Origin of the sequence: Sulfitobacter undariae (assembly GCF_014196805.1) — a bacterium.
In the GTDB taxonomy this organism is placed as follows: Bacteria; Pseudomonadota; Alphaproteobacteria; order Rhodobacterales; family Rhodobacteraceae; genus Sulfitobacter; species Sulfitobacter undariae.
On sequence record NZ_JACIEI010000001.1, the window covers coordinates 143,622 to 159,640 of the forward strand.

General features: G+C 56.1%; 14 protein-coding genes and 1 tRNA gene. 6 read left to right on the forward strand and 9 right to left on the reverse strand.

Translation table 11 applies throughout. The annotated features are described in order from the left end of the window. Positions 1-55: 55 nt before the first annotated feature. The 5 genes from pdxR to GGR95_RS00700 form a co-directional block, all read right to left on the reverse strand. Complete coding sequence (pdxR, locus tag GGR95_RS00680; RefSeq protein ID WP_184561756.1) at positions 56-1,540, reverse strand: MocR-like pyridoxine biosynthesis transcription factor PdxR; 1,485 nt, start codon at positions 1,538-1,540, stop codon at positions 56-58. 72 nt (positions 1,541-1,612) lie between these two features. Next, complete coding sequence (locus tag GGR95_RS00685; protein WP_246423247.1) at positions 1,613-2,434, reverse strand: alkane 1-monooxygenase; 822 nt, start codon at positions 2,432-2,434, stop codon at positions 1,613-1,615. 371 nt (positions 2,435-2,805) lie between these two features. Then, the gene (locus GGR95_RS00690; protein WP_184561758.1) at positions 2,806-3,063 is read right to left on the reverse strand and encodes a hypothetical protein; all 258 of its coding nucleotides are present in this window, start codon (positions 3,061-3,063) and stop codon (positions 2,806-2,808) included. 147 nt (positions 3,064-3,210) lie between these two features. Further along, a complete protein-coding gene (locus GGR95_RS00695) occupies positions 3,211-4,602 on the reverse strand; it encodes an aminotransferase family protein (protein ID WP_184561760.1) in 1,392 nt (463 codons plus the stop codon). A gap of 409 nt (positions 4,603-5,011) precedes the next feature. Next, positions 5,012-7,075, reverse strand: coding sequence for a DEAD/DEAH box helicase (locus GGR95_RS00700; RefSeq protein ID WP_184561762.1), 2,064 nt, complete (start codon positions 7,073-7,075; stop codon positions 5,012-5,014). A 225-nt stretch (positions 7,076-7,300) separates the two neighbouring features. Here GGR95_RS00700 and GGR95_RS00705 point away from each other — a divergent pair, with 225 nt between their 5' ends. Continuing rightward, positions 7,301-8,797, forward strand: a complete 1,497-nt coding sequence (locus GGR95_RS00705) for a malonate--CoA ligase (protein ID WP_184561764.1) — start codon at positions 7,301-7,303, stop codon at positions 8,795-8,797. Next, positions 8,797-10,062, forward strand: coding sequence for a DUF4147 domain-containing protein (locus GGR95_RS00710; RefSeq protein WP_184562744.1), 1,266 nt, complete (start codon positions 8,797-8,799; stop codon positions 10,060-10,062). Before GGR95_RS00705 ends, GGR95_RS00710 begins: the two co-directional genes overlap by 1 nt. A 6-nt stretch (positions 10,063-10,068) precedes the next feature. On the opposite strand, the gene GGR95_RS00715 is transcribed toward GGR95_RS00710, so the two are convergent. Continuing rightward, positions 10,069-10,509 carry an acyl-CoA thioesterase gene (locus GGR95_RS00715; protein WP_184561766.1) on the reverse strand — a complete coding sequence of 147 codons (441 nt, stop codon included), beginning with the start codon at positions 10,507-10,509 and terminating at the stop codon, positions 10,069-10,071. A 251-nt stretch (positions 10,510-10,760) separates the two neighbouring features. Here GGR95_RS00715 and GGR95_RS00720 point away from each other — a divergent pair, with 251 nt between their 5' ends. Next, the gene (locus GGR95_RS00720) at positions 10,761-11,417 is read left to right on the forward strand and encodes a DUF4166 domain-containing protein (RefSeq protein WP_184561768.1); all 657 of its coding nucleotides are present in this window, start codon (positions 10,761-10,763) and stop codon (positions 11,415-11,417) included. 3 nt (positions 11,418-11,420) lie between these two features. After that, entirely contained in the window at positions 11,421-12,899 is a 1,479-nt protein-coding gene (locus GGR95_RS00725; protein ID WP_184561770.1) for a TIGR01777 family oxidoreductase, read from the forward strand. 355 nt (positions 12,900-13,254) lie between these two features. Here the strand turns inward: GGR95_RS00725 and GGR95_RS00730 are convergent, their stop codons facing one another. From GGR95_RS00730 to GGR95_RS00740, 3 genes are all read right to left on the reverse strand, one after another. Beyond that, positions 13,255-13,575 (reverse strand): hypothetical protein, encoded by a 321-nt coding sequence (locus GGR95_RS00730; protein ID WP_184561772.1) that lies wholly within the window; start codon positions 13,573-13,575, stop codon positions 13,255-13,257. A 310-nt stretch (positions 13,576-13,885) separates the two neighbouring features. After that, a tRNA-Ala gene (locus GGR95_RS00735) sits at positions 13,886-13,961 on the reverse strand. A 139-nt stretch (positions 13,962-14,100) separates the two neighbouring features. Next, positions 14,101-14,427, reverse strand: coding sequence for a TIGR02300 family protein (locus GGR95_RS00740; RefSeq protein ID WP_184561774.1), 327 nt, complete (start codon positions 14,425-14,427; stop codon positions 14,101-14,103). A gap of 124 nt (positions 14,428-14,551) precedes the next feature. On the opposite strand from GGR95_RS00740, the gene GGR95_RS00745 reads away from it, so the two are divergent. Next, positions 14,552-15,238 (forward strand): M48 family metallopeptidase, encoded by a 687-nt coding sequence (locus tag GGR95_RS00745; protein WP_184561776.1) that lies wholly within the window; start codon positions 14,552-14,554, stop codon positions 15,236-15,238. Between the two features lie 44 nt (positions 15,239-15,282). Beyond that, positions 15,283-15,933, forward strand: a complete 651-nt coding sequence (locus tag GGR95_RS00750; RefSeq protein ID WP_184561778.1) for a GntR family transcriptional regulator — start codon at positions 15,283-15,285, stop codon at positions 15,931-15,933. The last annotated feature ends 86 nt before the right edge of the window (positions 15,934-16,019 follow it).

Below are 16,019 nucleotides of genomic sequence, written 5' to 3' on the forward strand. Positions count from 1 at the left end.
GAAACAGATTGACGGCAGGTTACGGCCTGTAGGGTCAAAGGGTTAGGGCCAGTTTTTAGCGCCGAATAGAGCCAGAGGGCATCATCTCTTCAATCTCGGCAGCCAGTTCTTGCAGGCCGTTTACGATACGGTTGGGGTGGATAGAGGAATAGCCGAGGCGAAAGAAGTTTTGGGGTTTATCCTCGCCTCCGAAAAACGATTGACCGGGTTCGATTAAAACACCGCGATTGCGCAGGCGGGAGGCCAGCAGTTTGGCGTCGATCCCTTCTGGCGCGCGCATCCAGAAAGAGGAGCCACCATGCGCGCCTTGCCCTGCGATGGTCAGCCCGAATTTCGCAATGCCTTCTTCCATCTTTGTGCGGCGTTCGTGCAGGGCGCTGCCCATGCGGCGGACCAAAGCATCATAATGGCCAAGCGATAGAAAATAGGAGGTGGTGCGTTGGATATGACCCGGGGGATGACGCAAAACCGAGGCGCGCAGCGCCCGTGCTTCGCGGATGAAGGGCTCGGAACCGACAAGATACCCAAGGCGTAATCCGGGGAAAAGAGATTTTGAGAAACTGCCCACATAGATGACGCGCCCTTCTGTATCCAGCGATTTCAACGCAGGCGAGGGCGGGCGCAGGAAGGAGGTTTCGAACTCGTAATCATCCTCAACGATCAGGGCATCTATTTCACGTGCGCGGGCCAAAAGCCTGTGTCGGCGTGACATCGGCATGGTCGCGTTTGTGGGGCATTGATGGCTGGGTGTGGTAAAAATTACATCCGTATCAGGCGGGATGGCCTCGGGGGGCAGGCCGTCTTGGTCGACACGCACGGGGGTCACATGGCACCGTGATTGCACAAGAATATCGCGCAGGGCGTGGTAACATGGGTCTTCCAACGCGGCGCGTCTGCGTTGTGTCAGCAGGACTTGGGCCGTTAGCCAAAGCGCGTTTTGTGCGCCCATGGTAATCAGGATTTGTTCGGGCGCTGCAGTGATGCCACGGCGGGGCAATGTATGGCGCAGAATGAACTCGATCAATTGCGGATCGTCTTGGTCGTAATAGTCCGATGTCATCGACGTAAAGTCGCGTTGCCCCAATGCCTGAAGGGCGCAGAGCCGCCAATTGGCGTGATCGAACATGGATTGATCTACTTGACCATACACAAACGGATAGCGGTAATCGGACCAGTCTTGGGGCTTGCGCGGGGTGACGCCGCCGCTAAACCGCTGGCCGATGGCGCGGGTCCAGTCAATGGCGTCTTGCGTGTCTGGCGCTTGGGAAAATGCAGGAGGGCTGGGGGCGTTCTCAGACACATAATAGCCTGAACGCCCCTTTGAGCTCAGGTAGTCATTCGCCAGCAGCTCGGTATAGGCGATGGTCACAGTGATCCGGCTGACGCCCAAATGCTGCGCCAATTTGCGGGTGGAGGGGAGCTTTTCACCATGCTGGAACCTGCCCGATAAAATGCCTCGGGCGATCATCTGTTGGATCTGCGATTGCAGGGTGCCTTGGGCGTCGGGCTGGAGGAAAAAGGTTTCTACAGGAAGGGCCATGTGGAGACTGTAGGCTGGCCTTAATTGCAGTGCAATCTGGATATACGTTGGAGCGAAATGAATTCGGGATCGTTAGTTGACCATCCACTTGTTGACACGCTTGTCCATCACCCGCCGCCAAAGCCTTGGATATAAGGCGATCGCGGCCATCACGGGCAAAGAATGGGGTAACATAGGCATTTCACCGGCCTTTAATTCAAGCGCTGGAAAGCTGCGGGCAGGATGCATGTGGTGATCCGAGTGGCGGGGTGCATTCAACATCATTGCGCTAGAGTACCAATGTGGCGCGTTCCATGAGTGTTGAGGGCCAACTGGTACAGCGCGGCCATTTTCGTCGTATTGACGCCTTAAGCCATAGTGTTGGACATAGTCAGATAAAAGCAACTGAAGTTGTGCATAGCCTGCTAGGGCGCAAAGTACGGCAATGGCTGGGATACCGCCTAGAAATGCAGCTGCAAGCAAAGTTGCAACGGCACCCGATATGTAGCTGACATAGGGGTGCTGCCAAACGGGGGCAGGATTTTGCGCCCTTTTGCGTTGTGCGTTTTCAGCGTGAAGTCCCGCCCTGAATCCGCCAGCCCAAGCGCGCAGGAAAAATCGGTAAAACCCTTCGCCGTAGCGGGCTGAATTGGGGTCTTGATCGGTTGCGACGTGGATGTGGTGCACCTTTGGGTGGGCGCTTGCGTGGTGGCCGAACAGTAGCGAAGAATAGATCGCTACGCCCACGCGCCGCGCTGTGCGGTTGCTTCGGTGGATCATCTCATGCGCGTTCGAGTTTGAGATTTGGCCCAGCCAGAGACCCGTGCCAGTGAAGATGAGGATTTTATCTGTGACCGACAGGTCGGCGTTTTGGGAAATGGCCCAGACGCTGGCGGCAAGTAAAGTGAAATGCATAGCTGCGAGGCATAATGAGAGTCTATGCCCTGATGCCTGTTTTGGCGTGGCCCAAATACGGCCAGCCCTGCGATCAAGGATAAAGACAAACACTGTGATGCTGAGTGCGCCAAGTGCAGGCCAAATGCCGCCAAAAGCGCAAGCGAGCAGAAGGAGTGCGGCGGGGAACAGGCTGGCAAAAGCGAAACGGAATAGGGCGGGCATTTCTGGGGGCATCTCCAGTCTGCTAAAGGAACTGATAGCATGCAGAGATTAGTCGTTGAATATGGTGGAAGTGTGAAGGGGAAATGGGCGTGCGTTATGGGTGAAAAGCAAAAGACCCCGCAGTGAAGCGGGGCCTTTTAGGTCAAATGAATTGGTGTTTTTGACTGTTACGGGCAAGCTGCCGAATACTGCGTGCCGTTTGGACGTTGATAGAGGCAGTTTCCGTTGTTCTGGCGGTTGATCAATGCACCCGCGGCTAAACCCGCGGCACCGCCGACGATTGCGCCTTTGGCTTTGTCGCCGCCGCCTGAAACGGTGGCACCAACTGCGGCCCCGGCCAATGACGTGGCAGCCAATGTGCGGTCTGGTGTTTCACATGCGGCGAGGGCTGCGATCATAGGTACTGCAATCAAGAACTTTTTCATAAAATATCTCCCTGTGTGTCTGAGTACCTAACGCTGTCTGGGTCAAAAGGTTCCGCAAGATTAAGGAGATATTGGAAAATGGGGTGCGCGCGAAAAAATGGCCCACCCAAAAGGGTGAGCCAAGATTGACACCTATTGTGCACTTGTTCAGCCTAGAACGCGGCCCAACGCGCCGTCTACGGCTTCGACGATCTGGTTGATGTCGTCTTTGGTACAGATCAGCGCTGGCGAGAAGCACAATGTGTTGTTTTGGCCCGGAATGGAGCGGTTGGTTGCCCCGATGATAACGCCGTTTTTGCTGCAATCCGCAACGATCGCGCCAACGGTTTTTTCAGGCAGGGGTTCTTTGGTAGCACGGTCCGTGACCAGCTCGGCACCAAGGAACAGACCTTTGCCGCGCACTTGGCCGATGGCATTGTGCTTGTCTTGCAGGGCGCTGAGTTGATCGAGCATGTAGTCGCCCATGTTGATGGTATTTTCCAGTAGGTTTTCGCGCTCGATGATCTTCATGTTCTCAATCGCTGCGGCGGGGCCAGCGGTGCATCCACCAAAGGTTGAGATATCGCGGAAGTAGTTCAGAACATCGGAAGGATCGTCTTTGAACATGTCAAACACGGCTTCAGTTGTGACAAGGCAAGAGATGGCCGCGTAGCCAGAGGCGACACCTTTGGCCATGCTGACCATGTCAGGTTTGATACCGTAATGCTGATACCCAAACCATGTGCCTGTGCGACCTACACCGCAGACGACTTCGTCGATGTGCAGCAGAATTTCATATTGGTCGCAGATTTCGCGGATGCGTTCCCAATAACCATCTGGAGGCGTGATGACACCGCCGCCCGCTGTCACAGGCTCTAGGCACAATGCGCCCACGGTTTCCGGGCCTTCGCGCAGAATGATTTTTTCGATCTCATTGGCAGCCCAGATGCCGTAGTTTTCCTCGGGCGCGCCGGCTTGTTCGTGTTTGCGGTATTCAAGGCAATGGGGCACGCGGATGAAACCGTCAGGGAAGGGGCCATATTGCAGGTTACGTTCGTCTTGGCCGCCACATGCCATCGCGCCAATGGTGGAGCCGTGGTAATCGCGGTCACGGTAGAGAATTTTGTGCTTTTTGCCGCCAAAGCGTTTGTGGGCGATCTGGCGCACCATTTTATAGGCTTTTTCATTCGCCTCGGAACCGGAGGAGCAATAATAAACGCGGCTCATGCCGGGCATTTTGTCGATCAGCATCTCGGAGAAGATGGAACCGGGGATAGAGCCGACTGTACCGCCGAAAAAGTTCAATTTAACCAATTGGTCACGCACGGCATCTGCGATTGATTCGCGGCCATAGCCGACGTTGACGGTCCAAACGCCACCCGAGACGGCATCAATGCTTTCTTTGCCATACTGGTCCCAGACGCGCAGGCCTTTGCCCTCAACGATGATGCGCGGATCGCTTGTTTCATAGGGTTTATGCTGGCTCAGGTGGTGCCAAACGTGGGCGCGGTCAGCCTCCACGATGCGGGAGATGTCATTTTCGTTGAATGTACCGTCCATGATGGCGACCTTTCGATTGAGCGGGAAACAGGGAAATCAGGAGTCTTGGTCTGACTTGTGCCCTACTAGACAGAGAAAATCGAAAACTAAATAGGTCCAGAGGGGCGGAAGTTTAGAGCCAGATTTCGAAAAATGGGAGAGTCTGCTCTATCAAGCGATGCTTGGCGCAGGCTGGATAAAGCTCAATACATGAGGATTTTCTGTTCATGTGCGCTTCCTAGGGAGTGGAATGCATAGCCATCGCTTTGGCAAATGAAAAAGAGAAGTGCCCTATTATTGTGCAATTTATACGTGGGGCAGGGCATCGGGGGTAAATCAAACGAAAAAGGCCAGCGCAAATACACTGGCCTTTTTGTCGTTTCTTAGCTTCGCAAGGGAAACGGTTTTTCAAGTACCCCATTCCCAATTCTTACTTCTTCGGGCCTTTACCTTTGCCGGGAGGTGTAAAGCGTTTGGAGGCGTCCGAGGCGCGGTTGTAGCCGCCTGTCGGTTTTGCATCGCGGCTGGGTGCGCCTTCTTTGGCGGGTTTTTTCCAGACTGCTTTTGCACGCGCAGCAGGTTTGTCGCTGGCTGCGCCTGCTGGTTTGTCTTTCCACACGGGTTTCGACTTTGGCTTCTCGCCAGCCTTCATCGGTGTCCGCTCAGTCTTGTGCGACTTTGGCGGGCGGGTTGCATCGCGCTTTGGCTTGGCCGCAGGTGCGCTGCGTGGTTTGCTCTCGGCAGTGCGTGGTTTGTATTCGGCCGGTGCTGCGTCATCACGCGGGGGGCGTGGCTTGCGTGCTGGCTTGGGCGCGTCGGGATCATAGGCAGGTTTGCCGCGGTGCGGAGGCTTGGCCTCTTTGTCGAAACGGGGTTTACCGCTGCCTTTGTTCTCGGGGCGTCCGGTACGGGGCCCAAAATCTGGCACGCCGTCCAGACGGGTGAGGGTCACGCCATCTTCGGCCTTCATGTCTTTGCCCAGCGCGTTCACCAGTTTAGGAACGGCACCTTCGGCCACTTCAACGTAGGAGTGGCGCGGCTGGACGCGGATCGCGCCAATGTCATCACGGGTCATGTCACCGACGCGGCACAACATAGGCAACAGCGTGCGCGGCTCGGCGCCATCGTTGCGGCCTGTAGAGATGGAGAACCAGATGGATTTACCGAATTCCATGCGCGGCGCGTTTTCTTTGCCGTCGCCAGGGTTAGAAAGCTCTTCGGGCGCGGAGCCGCGTGAGCGGTGCAGGTTCACAAAGGCGGTCGCAAGCTGCGCAGGCGTGTAACGCTCAACCAATTCGGCCACGAATTCCACGGCATCTTCGGGCGCTGGTGTTGTCCATGCTTCATCGTTGAGCAGGCGCTCTTGATCCGCAGCGTTTACTTCGGCGGCGGAAGGGGGCAGGGCCCATTCTGCATCCAGTTTGGCCCAGCCCATCAGGCGAGTTGCTTTGGAGCGCATTTTTGGCGGTACGATCAGCGCGGAAACACCTTTGCGGCCCGCACGACCTGTACGGCCCGAGCGGTGCAAAAGCGTGTCAGCGTTGGTGGGCAAATCCGCATGGATAACCAATTCAAGGTTTGGAAGGTCAATACCACGGGCAGCAACATCGGTTGCCACACAAACGCGGGCACGGCCATCGCGCAAGGATTGCAGGGCGTTCGTACGCTCGGTCTGGGACAGTTCGCCAGACAGCGCCACAACCGAGAAGTTGCGGTTTGTCAGGCGGGCAGTCAGGCGGGCGACAGCGGCGCGGGTGTTACAGAACACAATCGCGTTCTTGGCTTCATAGAAGCGCAAGATGTTGAGAATCGCATTCTCGGTGTCGCGGGGGTTCACGGTCAGGGCGCGGTATTCGATGTCCGAGTGCTGTTTGCCGTCGGAGACAACAGAAACGCGCTGTGCATCGCGCTGATAGCTTTTGGCAAGTTTGCCAATAGCCGCTGGCACAGTTGCCGAGAACATCAGCGTGCGGCGTGTCGCTGGGGATTCGCCGAGAATGAATTCGAGGTCTTCGCGGAAACCCAGATCCAGCATTTCGTCGGCTTCATCCAGCACCACGGCGCGCAGATCAGTCAGATCAATGTTGTTGCGTTTGATGTGGTCACATAGGCGGCCCGGCGTGGCGACAACGATATGTGCGCCACGGTCCAGCGTGCGGCGCTCGGTACGGGTGTCCATGCCACCAACGCAAGTGGCGACAATTGCGCCCGCTTTGCCGTAAAGCCATGTCAATTCACGACTAACTTGCATCGCCAATTCACGGGTAGGGGCGATCACAAGGGCCAGAGGCGCTGCTGCGCGGCCGAAATGTGTTTCGTCGCCCAGCAATGTGGGGGCGATGGCAAGGCCGAAAGCCACGGTTTTGCCGGAGCCAGTTTGAGCGGAAACCAACAGGTCTGCGCCGTCAAGTTCGGGCGCAATAACGGCGTCCTGAACGGGTGTCATTTTATCATAGCCTTGAGCGGCTAGTGCGTCTGCGATCGTCTGAATCAAGGGAAATTTCCTGAGCGGATAAAGGTGGAGTTGCCCCTGCCCCTACTGGGTTAAGGTGCATTTGTATACGGATGATTACCCGCAGCGCCATTGCGCGCGGGCTAAGCCGTTGTGAAGTGCCCTTTGCCTTGGTGGTAGGGCGGCCAGTAAGAGGTCCCGACATCTGGTGATTTGCACGCAGAATTTGCTGGGTTAAGGTAAGGCAAACTATATGAAGGTTACACGATGAACAACCCGCTTTATGATACGATGTTTGCGCCCCATGCTGGGCAGGGCACGCCGTTCTTGTATTTGCCTGAAGGTGGCGTAATCAGCCACGCTGATTTCATACGCCGCGCCGCGCAATTGGCACATGCGCTGAGCAAATTTGGCGTGAAAACGGGTGACCGTGTGGCGGTTCAAGTTGAAAAATGTCCTGATATGCTGGCGCTTTACGCGGCCTGCGCCCAGTTGGGGGCGATTTTCTTGCCGCTGAATACTGCTTACACAGGAACCGAGCTTGCGTATTTTGTTGGCGATAGCGGAGCGGCCTTGTTGGTGGGCGCGCCTGCACGCGCGCAGGAGCTGAACGCCGTAGCACAGGACGCTGGCGCGGCTTTTGCGACATTGGATGCGGCAGGCGGTACGCTGTCTGATTGTGCCGATGAGCAGGGGGATTCGTTTGAGACGGTTGCGCGGAGCGAAGATGATCTGGCGGCGTTTTTGTATACCTCTGGTACGACGGGGCGCTCCAAAGGCGCGATGCTGAGCCAGAAGAACCTGATCAGCAATGCTGCGACGCTGACAAACCTGTGGCAGTTCACCAAAGAGGACGTGTTGCTGCATGGTCTGCCAATTTTCCATACCCATGGGTTGTTTGTGGCCACGAATGTGATGCTGATGGCAGGCGGTGCGATGGTGTTCATGCCCAAATTGGACATTGATCAGTTGATTGCATGGATGCCCCGCGCCACGGCGCTGATGGGGGTGCCGACATTCTACACACGTCTGCTGGATGATGCGCGGTTTGACCGTGACCTAACGGCGGGGATGCGGCTGTTTATCTCGGGGTCTGCGCCGTTGTTGGCGGATGCGCATGTGGCGTTTGAGGAACGGACAGGCCACCGTATTCTGGAACGCTACGGCATGACAGAAACGAATATGAGCACGTCCAACCCCTATGAGGGGGAGCGCCGTGCAGGAACAGTTGGTCTGCCGCTGCCTGATGTAGAGCTGCGCGTGGCAGATGCGGATGGTGTGGAGCTGCCGCGTGGCGAAACGGGTGTGGTCGAAGTGCGAGGTGCGAATGTCTTTCAGGGGTATTGGAACATGCCCGAAAAGACCGCCGAAGACATGCGCGCCGACGGGTTCTTTATCACGGGCGATCTGGGGGTGCAGGACGAAGCGGGCTATGTGACCATTGTCGGGCGTGGCAAGGATTTGATCATTTCTGGCGGGTATAACATCTATCCCAAAGAACTAGAGCTGCTGCTGGACGCGCAAGACGGCGTGTTGGAGAGCGCCGTGATTGGCGTGCCACATGCTGATATGGGCGAAGTGCCTTTGGCGGTGCTGGTGCCACTGCCGGGCGCGCAAATTGATCTGGACGCAGTGAAAGCAGCGGCAGGGGCGGCATTGGCGCGGTTCAAGCAGCCCCGTGAATACCGTGTGATCGACGAATTGCCCCGTAACACGATGGGCAAAGTGCAAAAGGTTGCCTTGCGAGCAGAGTTCGGCGGGTGATTGATCCTGCTAAACAGGCGTTTTTGACGCATTTGTTCGAAGCGGCTGTGACGGCGGCGGATGCCAAGGCGGCGCTTGCGCCCCACCTGCCTACACGTCCCAAGGGACGCACGGTGGTGGTGGGCGCTGGCAAGGGTGCTGCGCAACTGGCCGCAGCGTTTGAGGCGCTGTGGGACGCGCCTGTAGAGGGCGTTGTTGTCACGCGCTATGGCTATGGCTATGCCTGTGCGACGCAGCACATCCGCGTGATGGAGGCGGCACACCCTGTGCCTGATGCCGCAGGGATGCAGGCGACGCAGGCCATGTTTGATGCTGTTGCGGGGCTGGGGCCAGATGATCTGGTGGTGGCTTTGGTCTGTGGTGGGGGATCGGCATTGCTGCCCTCTCCTCCCGAGGGGCTGACGTTGGCGGATGAACAAGCATTGAATGAAGCGCTATTGGCCTCTGGTGCGCCGATTGGTGTGATGAATGCGATCCGCAAACATGCCAGTGGGATCAAAGGCGGCCGTCTGGCGGCTGCGGCTTATCCCGCCAAAGTGGTCAGCCTTGTTGTGTCCGATGTCCCGGGGGATGACCCTGCGCAAGTGGCGTCTGGCCCGACGGTGCCGGATGCAGTCACGTTGGAAGATGCTAAGGCATTGATTGCGGCGCGGGGGATTGAACTGCCCGCGCAGGTGGTGGCGCGCCTGCAAAGCGCCCCGATGCCGGATGATCCGATTTTTGCAGGGCATGAGGTGCGTGTCATCGCCTCGGCGCGGTTGTCCCTTGAGGCAGCGGCGCGTGCGGCCGAAGCGGCGGGTGTGCCTGCGGTGATATTATCGGATGCGATAGAGGGCGAGGCGGATGTGATCGGGCAGATGCATGCGGCGATTGCACGTGAGGTTGTGGCACAAGGCAGACCGTTCAAAGCGCCTGTTGTGATTTTGTCTGGAGGCGAGACCACAGTAACTCTGCGCCACAAAGGCGGACGCGGCGGGCGGAACACGGCGTTTTTGCTGGGCTTTGCACAGGCTATTGATGGCGTGGCGGGCATCACGGCGCTGGCGGCTGATACCGATGGGATTGACGGCTCAGAAGATAACGCTGGCGCTTTTGCCAATGGCGAAACCGCCGCGCAGATGCGGGCGGCGGGTGTTGACCCTGCGGATGCCCAGCGGCGCAATGATGCGTGGGGTGCGTTTGACGCGGCGGGTTCCATTTTTAAACCCGGCCCAACGGGGACAAATGTGAATGATTTCCGCGCAATCTTGATCGAGGATGCCTAGGGTATTTTAATTAGCTTGTAATGCCCCCAGCACTGCACGCAGATCGTCTGGCATTGGCACAGGCCGCCGTGTCTGGCGGTCTACAAAGACATGCACAAAGTGACCCTCGGCAGCAGGCGTTTCGTCACCCCGTACAAATACCGCCAATGCGTAGGTAACGCTGCTATTTCCCAGTTTGCTGACCTTTAGCCCGACCTCAAGTTGGTCGGGAAAGGAAATCGGGCTGAGATAACGGCACCCGCTTTCCACAACCAAGCCGATTAAGTCTCCATTGAGGATATCAAGAACATCATTGGCGATCAGGTGTTGGTTAACTGCGGTGTCAAAAAACGCATAATAGGTGACATTGTTCACGTGCTGATACACGTCGTTGTCCTGCCATCTTGTCTGAATGTCACAGAACTGCGGATAATCGCTGCGCTGGCTTACTGTCTTACGTGTATTCATTCGCTCTCCTCCCCGAGAGAAAAATCGTCCCATATTGTGTCAGAGTATCGTTACATAAACCCGACTAGCAAGCTTGATAGTTTCTGACGGTTTTCATGTGGAGGCGTTTTGCCATCTAAGAACGGTATGAAAGGGCGTTGTTTATGTCATCATCGCCCGACGGGATTGGTAAGTCTGTTGACATTCGCGCATGAATGTCATTAGTTTCTGTAATTACAGAAATAACAGTCTTTTTGGAATTGATGGGCGTTATGAAACTTAGTGACTTCTCAATCGGTAGTGATCCAGATGACCGGTTTGCCAATCTCGTGGGGCGCACCGCATGGCGCGCGCTCCCTGCGGCAGTTCGCAAGCGGTTTGGCAAACGCCTTAAAGGGGGAGTCAGCGTCACCTATCAGGGTCAGGTCGTGTCAATGCGGATGAACTTTGCGGGGCGTACCCTTGCGTATTTGGCCCGCATCATCGGTGCGCCTCTGCCTTATGACATGTCCAGCGTCAATCAACCCGCCATCGTGACTGTAACCGAAGACATCGCCGGTAGTGGCCAGTTCTGGATCAGGCAGTATGGGCGGAAGGCAGGCTTTCCTCAGGTCGTCCAAAGCTCGAAACGGTTTGCGGGTCCAACCGGGCTTGAAGAATACATCGGCTATGGCATCGGCATGGCCCTGAATGTCTGCGCAGAAGGCCAAGACCTGCTGTTCAAGAGCGACCATTACTTCATGCAGGTTTTTGGGCGACGCATCCGCCTCCCCAAAGCCTTCAGCCCAGGTGTGTTGGTCATCGGCCATTATGATTTGGGGGCCGACGATAGCGGCAATCGGCAGTTCCGGTTTTCCCTCGATCTGAGCCATCGCTTGTTTGGCCAGATGATTTGCCAAGACGCAATTTTTAACGACGCAAAGGAATAGATAATGGATAACCCGATCCTCTGGAGCTTGATTTCAGTACAGGTTTTCATGGGCGCGTTCGACACGCTTGTGCATCATGAAGGCACTGAACGTCTGGCGTGGCGCGCGTCACAAAAACACGAATTGCGTTTGCACGGTGTGCGCAACTTCTTTTATGCAGTTATCTTCATGAGCTTTGCGTGGCTTGAACCTCATGGAATCTACACAATTATTCTGGCTGGTATCTTAACCGTCGAAGTTCTGATTACGCTGTGGGATTTCGTCGAAGAAGACATGACCCGCAAACTTCCCGCGACCGAACGCATCAACCACACCTTATTGGCACTGAACTACGGCGCGATCCTGACATTGGCCGCACCCTATCTTTGGAAATGGGCCTTTATGCCAAACGCTTTGATCCCCGTCAGCTATGGCTGGTGGAGCGTCATGGCCACCATTTCAGCCTTTGGCGTAGGAGTGTTCAGTGCGCGTGATCTTTTGGCGGCTGCACGAAGCGACCGGCTTGATCGCGGTGACCCTGCTGTGTTGGTGGCAGGCTTGGAGCCACGCCAATCCATTTTGGTGACAGGTGGGACAGGTTTTATTGGCACCCGTTTAGTTGAAGCCTTGGTCGCCGCGCGCCATCACGTCACTGTTCTAACCCGTGATCCGCGCAAAGCAGATCAGCTGGCCCATCCAGTCCGCGTGATTTCAAGCTTGGACTTGATTGATGACCTCGACCATTTTGATGCTATCGTGAACCTTGCAGGCGATGCGATTGCGGGGGGGCTATGGACCAAAAAGAAGCGCATGAAAATCATCGCATCACGTGTGGAAATGAACCGCGCTCTGCACGCTCTGATCGATAGGCTCAGCCACAAGCCCGCCTGTTTGATCAATGGTTCTGCGGTGGGGTGGTACGGGTTGCAAGACGACGGTGACGATACCAAACTGTCCGAAGATGCGGCTTCGAAACCTGCCTTTGTGCATGATATCTGCGAGGCGTGGGAACGCGAAACCCTCCCGATCAGCGCGCAAGGTGTGCGTGTGGTGGTCTTGCGGATCGGTCTCGTTCTGGGCGTCGATGGCGGTATAATGGCAAAACTTTTGACTCCGTTTGAGTTCGGCGGCGGCGGTATCATGGGGCATGGACGCCAGTGGATGTCGTGGATTGAACATGACGACATGATCCGCGTGATTGCCTTCGCGATGGCGACTGGCACTATGTCCGGCGCGGTCAATGCTGTGGCCCCCAACCCAGTGCGAAACGACGCGTTCTCCCGCGCCTTGGCCACAGCACTTCATCGCCCGCTTTTGCTTCGTTTCCCACACTGGCTGCTGTCTGGCGTACTCGGTGATATGGGGCGCGAAACCATGTTGGCTGGGCAGCGTGTTGTACCATCTCGCCTCCTCGATAGCGGGTTTGTATTTCGCCACGATACTCTTGGTCCGACCTTGCAAAAAATTACAGGCGCAAGTCACGGTGATGCGTCGGATCTCTAGTTTCAAACCGCGTCAGAATGCGGGGACCTGCCAAAGTATGAGCGTTGCCAGTTTAGTTTGCTCAACGGCTCAGCTTTGGCAAAGCTGCCGATTCTTCCAAGAATGGAAAGGCTGTGCTGTTAGCAGGAGTTTGCTGGGGAGTGTTCGTCAATGTGATGCTCAGTTGGCCGCTGTGCGGGAGTTTCGAGACATTCGCTGTGATTGTGCCAACGACTGCTTTCGAGAATTGGCCATGAAAAGCAACTTTAACCTGCTAGCAGTTCCTTTGGGTTTCGACGATTACCACCGCAGGGAAGTTCGCTACTGACATATTGGGGGCGAAAGCAATGGCCGACAAGAAATTGCCGCAAAATCACTATTCCACAGCGCGCTGCAAACCCATTCCCACGAATATCATTCCAAGGCAAACGACAAAGGATACGAGCATGAGGAACGCACTTGCCTTGAGCATTACAGAGCGCTCATCTTTTGGTACAGATACAAAGTCCTTCGCACCCTTAGGCATCTGCGTTTTTAGCAAGACGAACGACAGGCCTGTCATGAGCATCGCAGCGATAATTGGCATGTCAAGGTAACCCGGCCAGCGGACAAATCCAAAATTTGCAGCTTGGGCGGTCTGAGGCAAAGAAATAAACGAAAAGAGGAGTAAGCATGTGGACGTGGTGAATCGGAACATTAGCAGGCCTTTCGAGAGCTTTTTCACACCTATTCTGGAATATTGACTAATTCTTGCTTCAACAAAGGCAATATAGAGAAAGAAAGCTGCACCGGGGTGCGTTGATCCCTATTTCACTTCCGACGATTGCTGCCAGCTCCAATAGTCTTCAGAAGTAGCCGTACGTCCACGGCGCAGCATCGGTCAAAATAGGATCTTTGGACACCTTCGCCGCATAGTGGGTGAAGGTCCGTTGATGGACCGTGCTGGGTGAATGGAAAAGATATGCTGCCAAAAATAAGTTATTAAGAGGCGCATATCAGGGGAGGATTGGTGGAGCATAGCGGGATCGAACCGCTGACCTCCTGCATGCCATGCAGGCGCTCTCCCAGCTGAGCTAATGCCCCAAATCACGCAAGCGTGGATTGGTATCCCCTAGAGGATCTGAGTGTGACACTGTAAAGTGTCGATCGTTCTGCGCCGTGTACTAGGCACAACCGGCGGCGGGATCAAGCGAAAAAACGCATTGTCCGCCGCCTAAGTTTTTTAATCGTCGTCGTTTGTCGTAACGTCCGCAATCTCTTCGAGGGGGACTGTATCTTCATCGTCTTCATCGTCGTCCAGCAGATCATCGTCCAGATCCACATCTACATCGTCGTCATCTACCAGATCATCGTCGTCTGTAGCTGTTGATGCGTTTGCTTTTGCGGATGCTGCGTCTGCTTCATCGGCTGCAATCATGCGTGATTTGGCCTGGTCAATTTCCACAACCTCACCCGTATAGGGGCTGATGATCGGGTTTTTGTTCAGGTCATAGAAACGCTTGCCCGTGGTGGGGCACAGGCGCTTGGTTCCCCATTCTTCGTTGGGCATGTATTTCCCCTTTGATGCTTGGTGTTGTGTCTAGATAATGATGTATTCAGTTCCGAGGGCAATTGCCATATGCAAGCCATGCTGTCCAGCCCAAAGCCATTTGCCCCTAAATCAAGAGCACCGCATGTCTGACCTGCATTTGCCCGGAGACCCACCGATTCCCCTGATTTTGCGGCGCTCTGCGCAGGCAAGACGCATTTCGCTGCGGATCAGCCAGTTGGATGGGCGGGTGACGTTAACCATGCCCAAACGGTTGGCCGAGCGCGAAGCGATGGATTTTGCCCGCAGCAAGGAAGAGTGGATTCGCAAGCACTTAGAGGCACGCGGCGAGGATGTGCAGGTGGGGATCGGTGCCAAACTGCCTGTCGGTGGGCAAGAGTATCTTGTGCAAACCGGCACAGGGCGACGGGTGCAAATCACGCCTGACGGGATATTTGTGCCCGGCCCTGCCGAGAGTGTGGGTAAGAGACTGGGCGCACATCTGAAAGAAATTGCACGGGACCGTTTGGCGGGGGCCAGTGACGATTATGCCGCACGGTTGGGTCGTAGTTACACACGGTTATCACTGCGCGATACGCGCTCGCGCTGGGGGTCCTGCACCTCGGATGGGGGGCTGATGTACTCTTGGCGGTTGATTATGGCCCCGCCAGCGGTGCTGGATTATGTGGCCGCACATGAGGTGGCCCACCTGGCGGAAATGAATCACTCAGCTGCGTTTTGGGCGGGGGTGACACGGATTTATGGGGATTATGCGCAAGCGCGAAACTGGCTGCGCACCCATGGCAGCACATTGCACCGATATAAGTTCTAGATGCAGCTTCTTGACGGTCCTGCCTTTTGTGATCACAAGGGCGTATGACCCTTATTTCACGCACTGTTGATCCTGCCCCATTGGCCCATGACCGCGTCTATCGGCATTTGCGGTCGCGGATTATGCATGGCGATATCCCGCCCGGTCATGCGCTGACCCTGCGCGGAATTGGCGCGGAGTATGAGGTGTCTATGACACCCGCCCGCGAATCAGTGCGCCGTTTGGTTGCCGAGGGGGCGCTGAGCATGTCGAATTCGGGGCGGATATCGACACCGTTGCTGAGTAACGAGCGGATCGAAGAGCTGGCAGCCTTGCGGGCGTTGATCGAAGTGGAGCTGGCCAGCCGTGCCTTGCCGCGGGCGCATCTGGCCCTGATTGAGCGCTTGCAAAACATCAATGCTAAAGTTGGAGAGGCTGTCGCGCACCGTGATGCTGTTAGCTATATCCGCACTAATCTGGAATTCCACCGGACCTTGTATCTGCGTGCGCAAGCGCCGGCGATGTTGGCGATGGCTGAAACGGTTTGGTTGCAGATGGGGCCGACGATGCGCGCACTCTATGGGCGTTTGCGCAGGACCGAGCCGCCGCATTATCACAAGCTGATCATCGCTGCGTTGCGTGCGGGGGATGAGCCGGGTTTGCGACTGGCCGTGCGATCAGACGTCACGCAAGGTCTGCGCATGTTGGCAAGTTGACGCAAGAGCCGAATCAGACAATGGTGGGCGTATGAAAATGTCGAACGCCTTTATCTCTTCGTATTACCGCCGCTCCTGATAGCACG

What these genes read in the sequence shown, in the direction of transcription:
- pdxR (WP_184561756.1), bottom strand. Translation starts at nt 1,540, where the DNA reads ATGGCCCTTCCTGTAGAAACCTTTTTCCTCCAGCCCGACGCCCAAGGC.
- GGR95_RS00685 (WP_246423247.1), bottom strand. Translation starts at nt 2,434, where the DNA reads ATGCATTTCACTTTACTTGCCGCCAGCGTCTGGGCCATTTCCCAAAAC.
- GGR95_RS00690 (WP_184561758.1), bottom strand. Translation starts at nt 3,063, where the DNA reads ATGAAAAAGTTCTTGATTGCAGTACCTATGATCGCAGCCCTCGCCGCA.
- GGR95_RS00695 (WP_184561760.1), bottom strand. Translation starts at nt 4,602, where the DNA reads ATGGACGGTACATTCAACGAAAATGACATCTCCCGCATCGTGGAGGCT.
- GGR95_RS00705 (WP_184561764.1), top strand. Translation starts at nt 7,301, where the DNA reads ATGAACAACCCGCTTTATGATACGATGTTTGCGCCCCATGCTGGGCAG.
- GGR95_RS00715 (WP_184561766.1), bottom strand. Translation starts at nt 10,509, where the DNA reads ATGAATACACGTAAGACAGTAAGCCAGCGCAGCGATTATCCGCAGTTC.
- GGR95_RS00720 (WP_184561768.1), top strand. Translation starts at nt 10,761, where the DNA reads ATGAAACTTAGTGACTTCTCAATCGGTAGTGATCCAGATGACCGGTTT.
- GGR95_RS00725 (WP_184561770.1), top strand. Translation starts at nt 11,421, where the DNA reads ATGGATAACCCGATCCTCTGGAGCTTGATTTCAGTACAGGTTTTCATG.
- GGR95_RS00730 (WP_184561772.1), bottom strand. Translation starts at nt 13,575, where the DNA reads ATGTTCCGATTCACCACGTCCACATGCTTACTCCTCTTTTCGTTTATT.
- GGR95_RS00740 (WP_184561774.1), bottom strand. Translation starts at nt 14,427, where the DNA reads ATGCCCAACGAAGAATGGGGAACCAAGCGCCTGTGCCCCACCACGGGC.
- GGR95_RS00745 (WP_184561776.1), top strand. Translation starts at nt 14,552, where the DNA reads ATGTCTGACCTGCATTTGCCCGGAGACCCACCGATTCCCCTGATTTTG.
- GGR95_RS00750 (WP_184561778.1), top strand. Translation starts at nt 15,283, where the DNA reads ATGACCCTTATTTCACGCACTGTTGATCCTGCCCCATTGGCCCATGAC.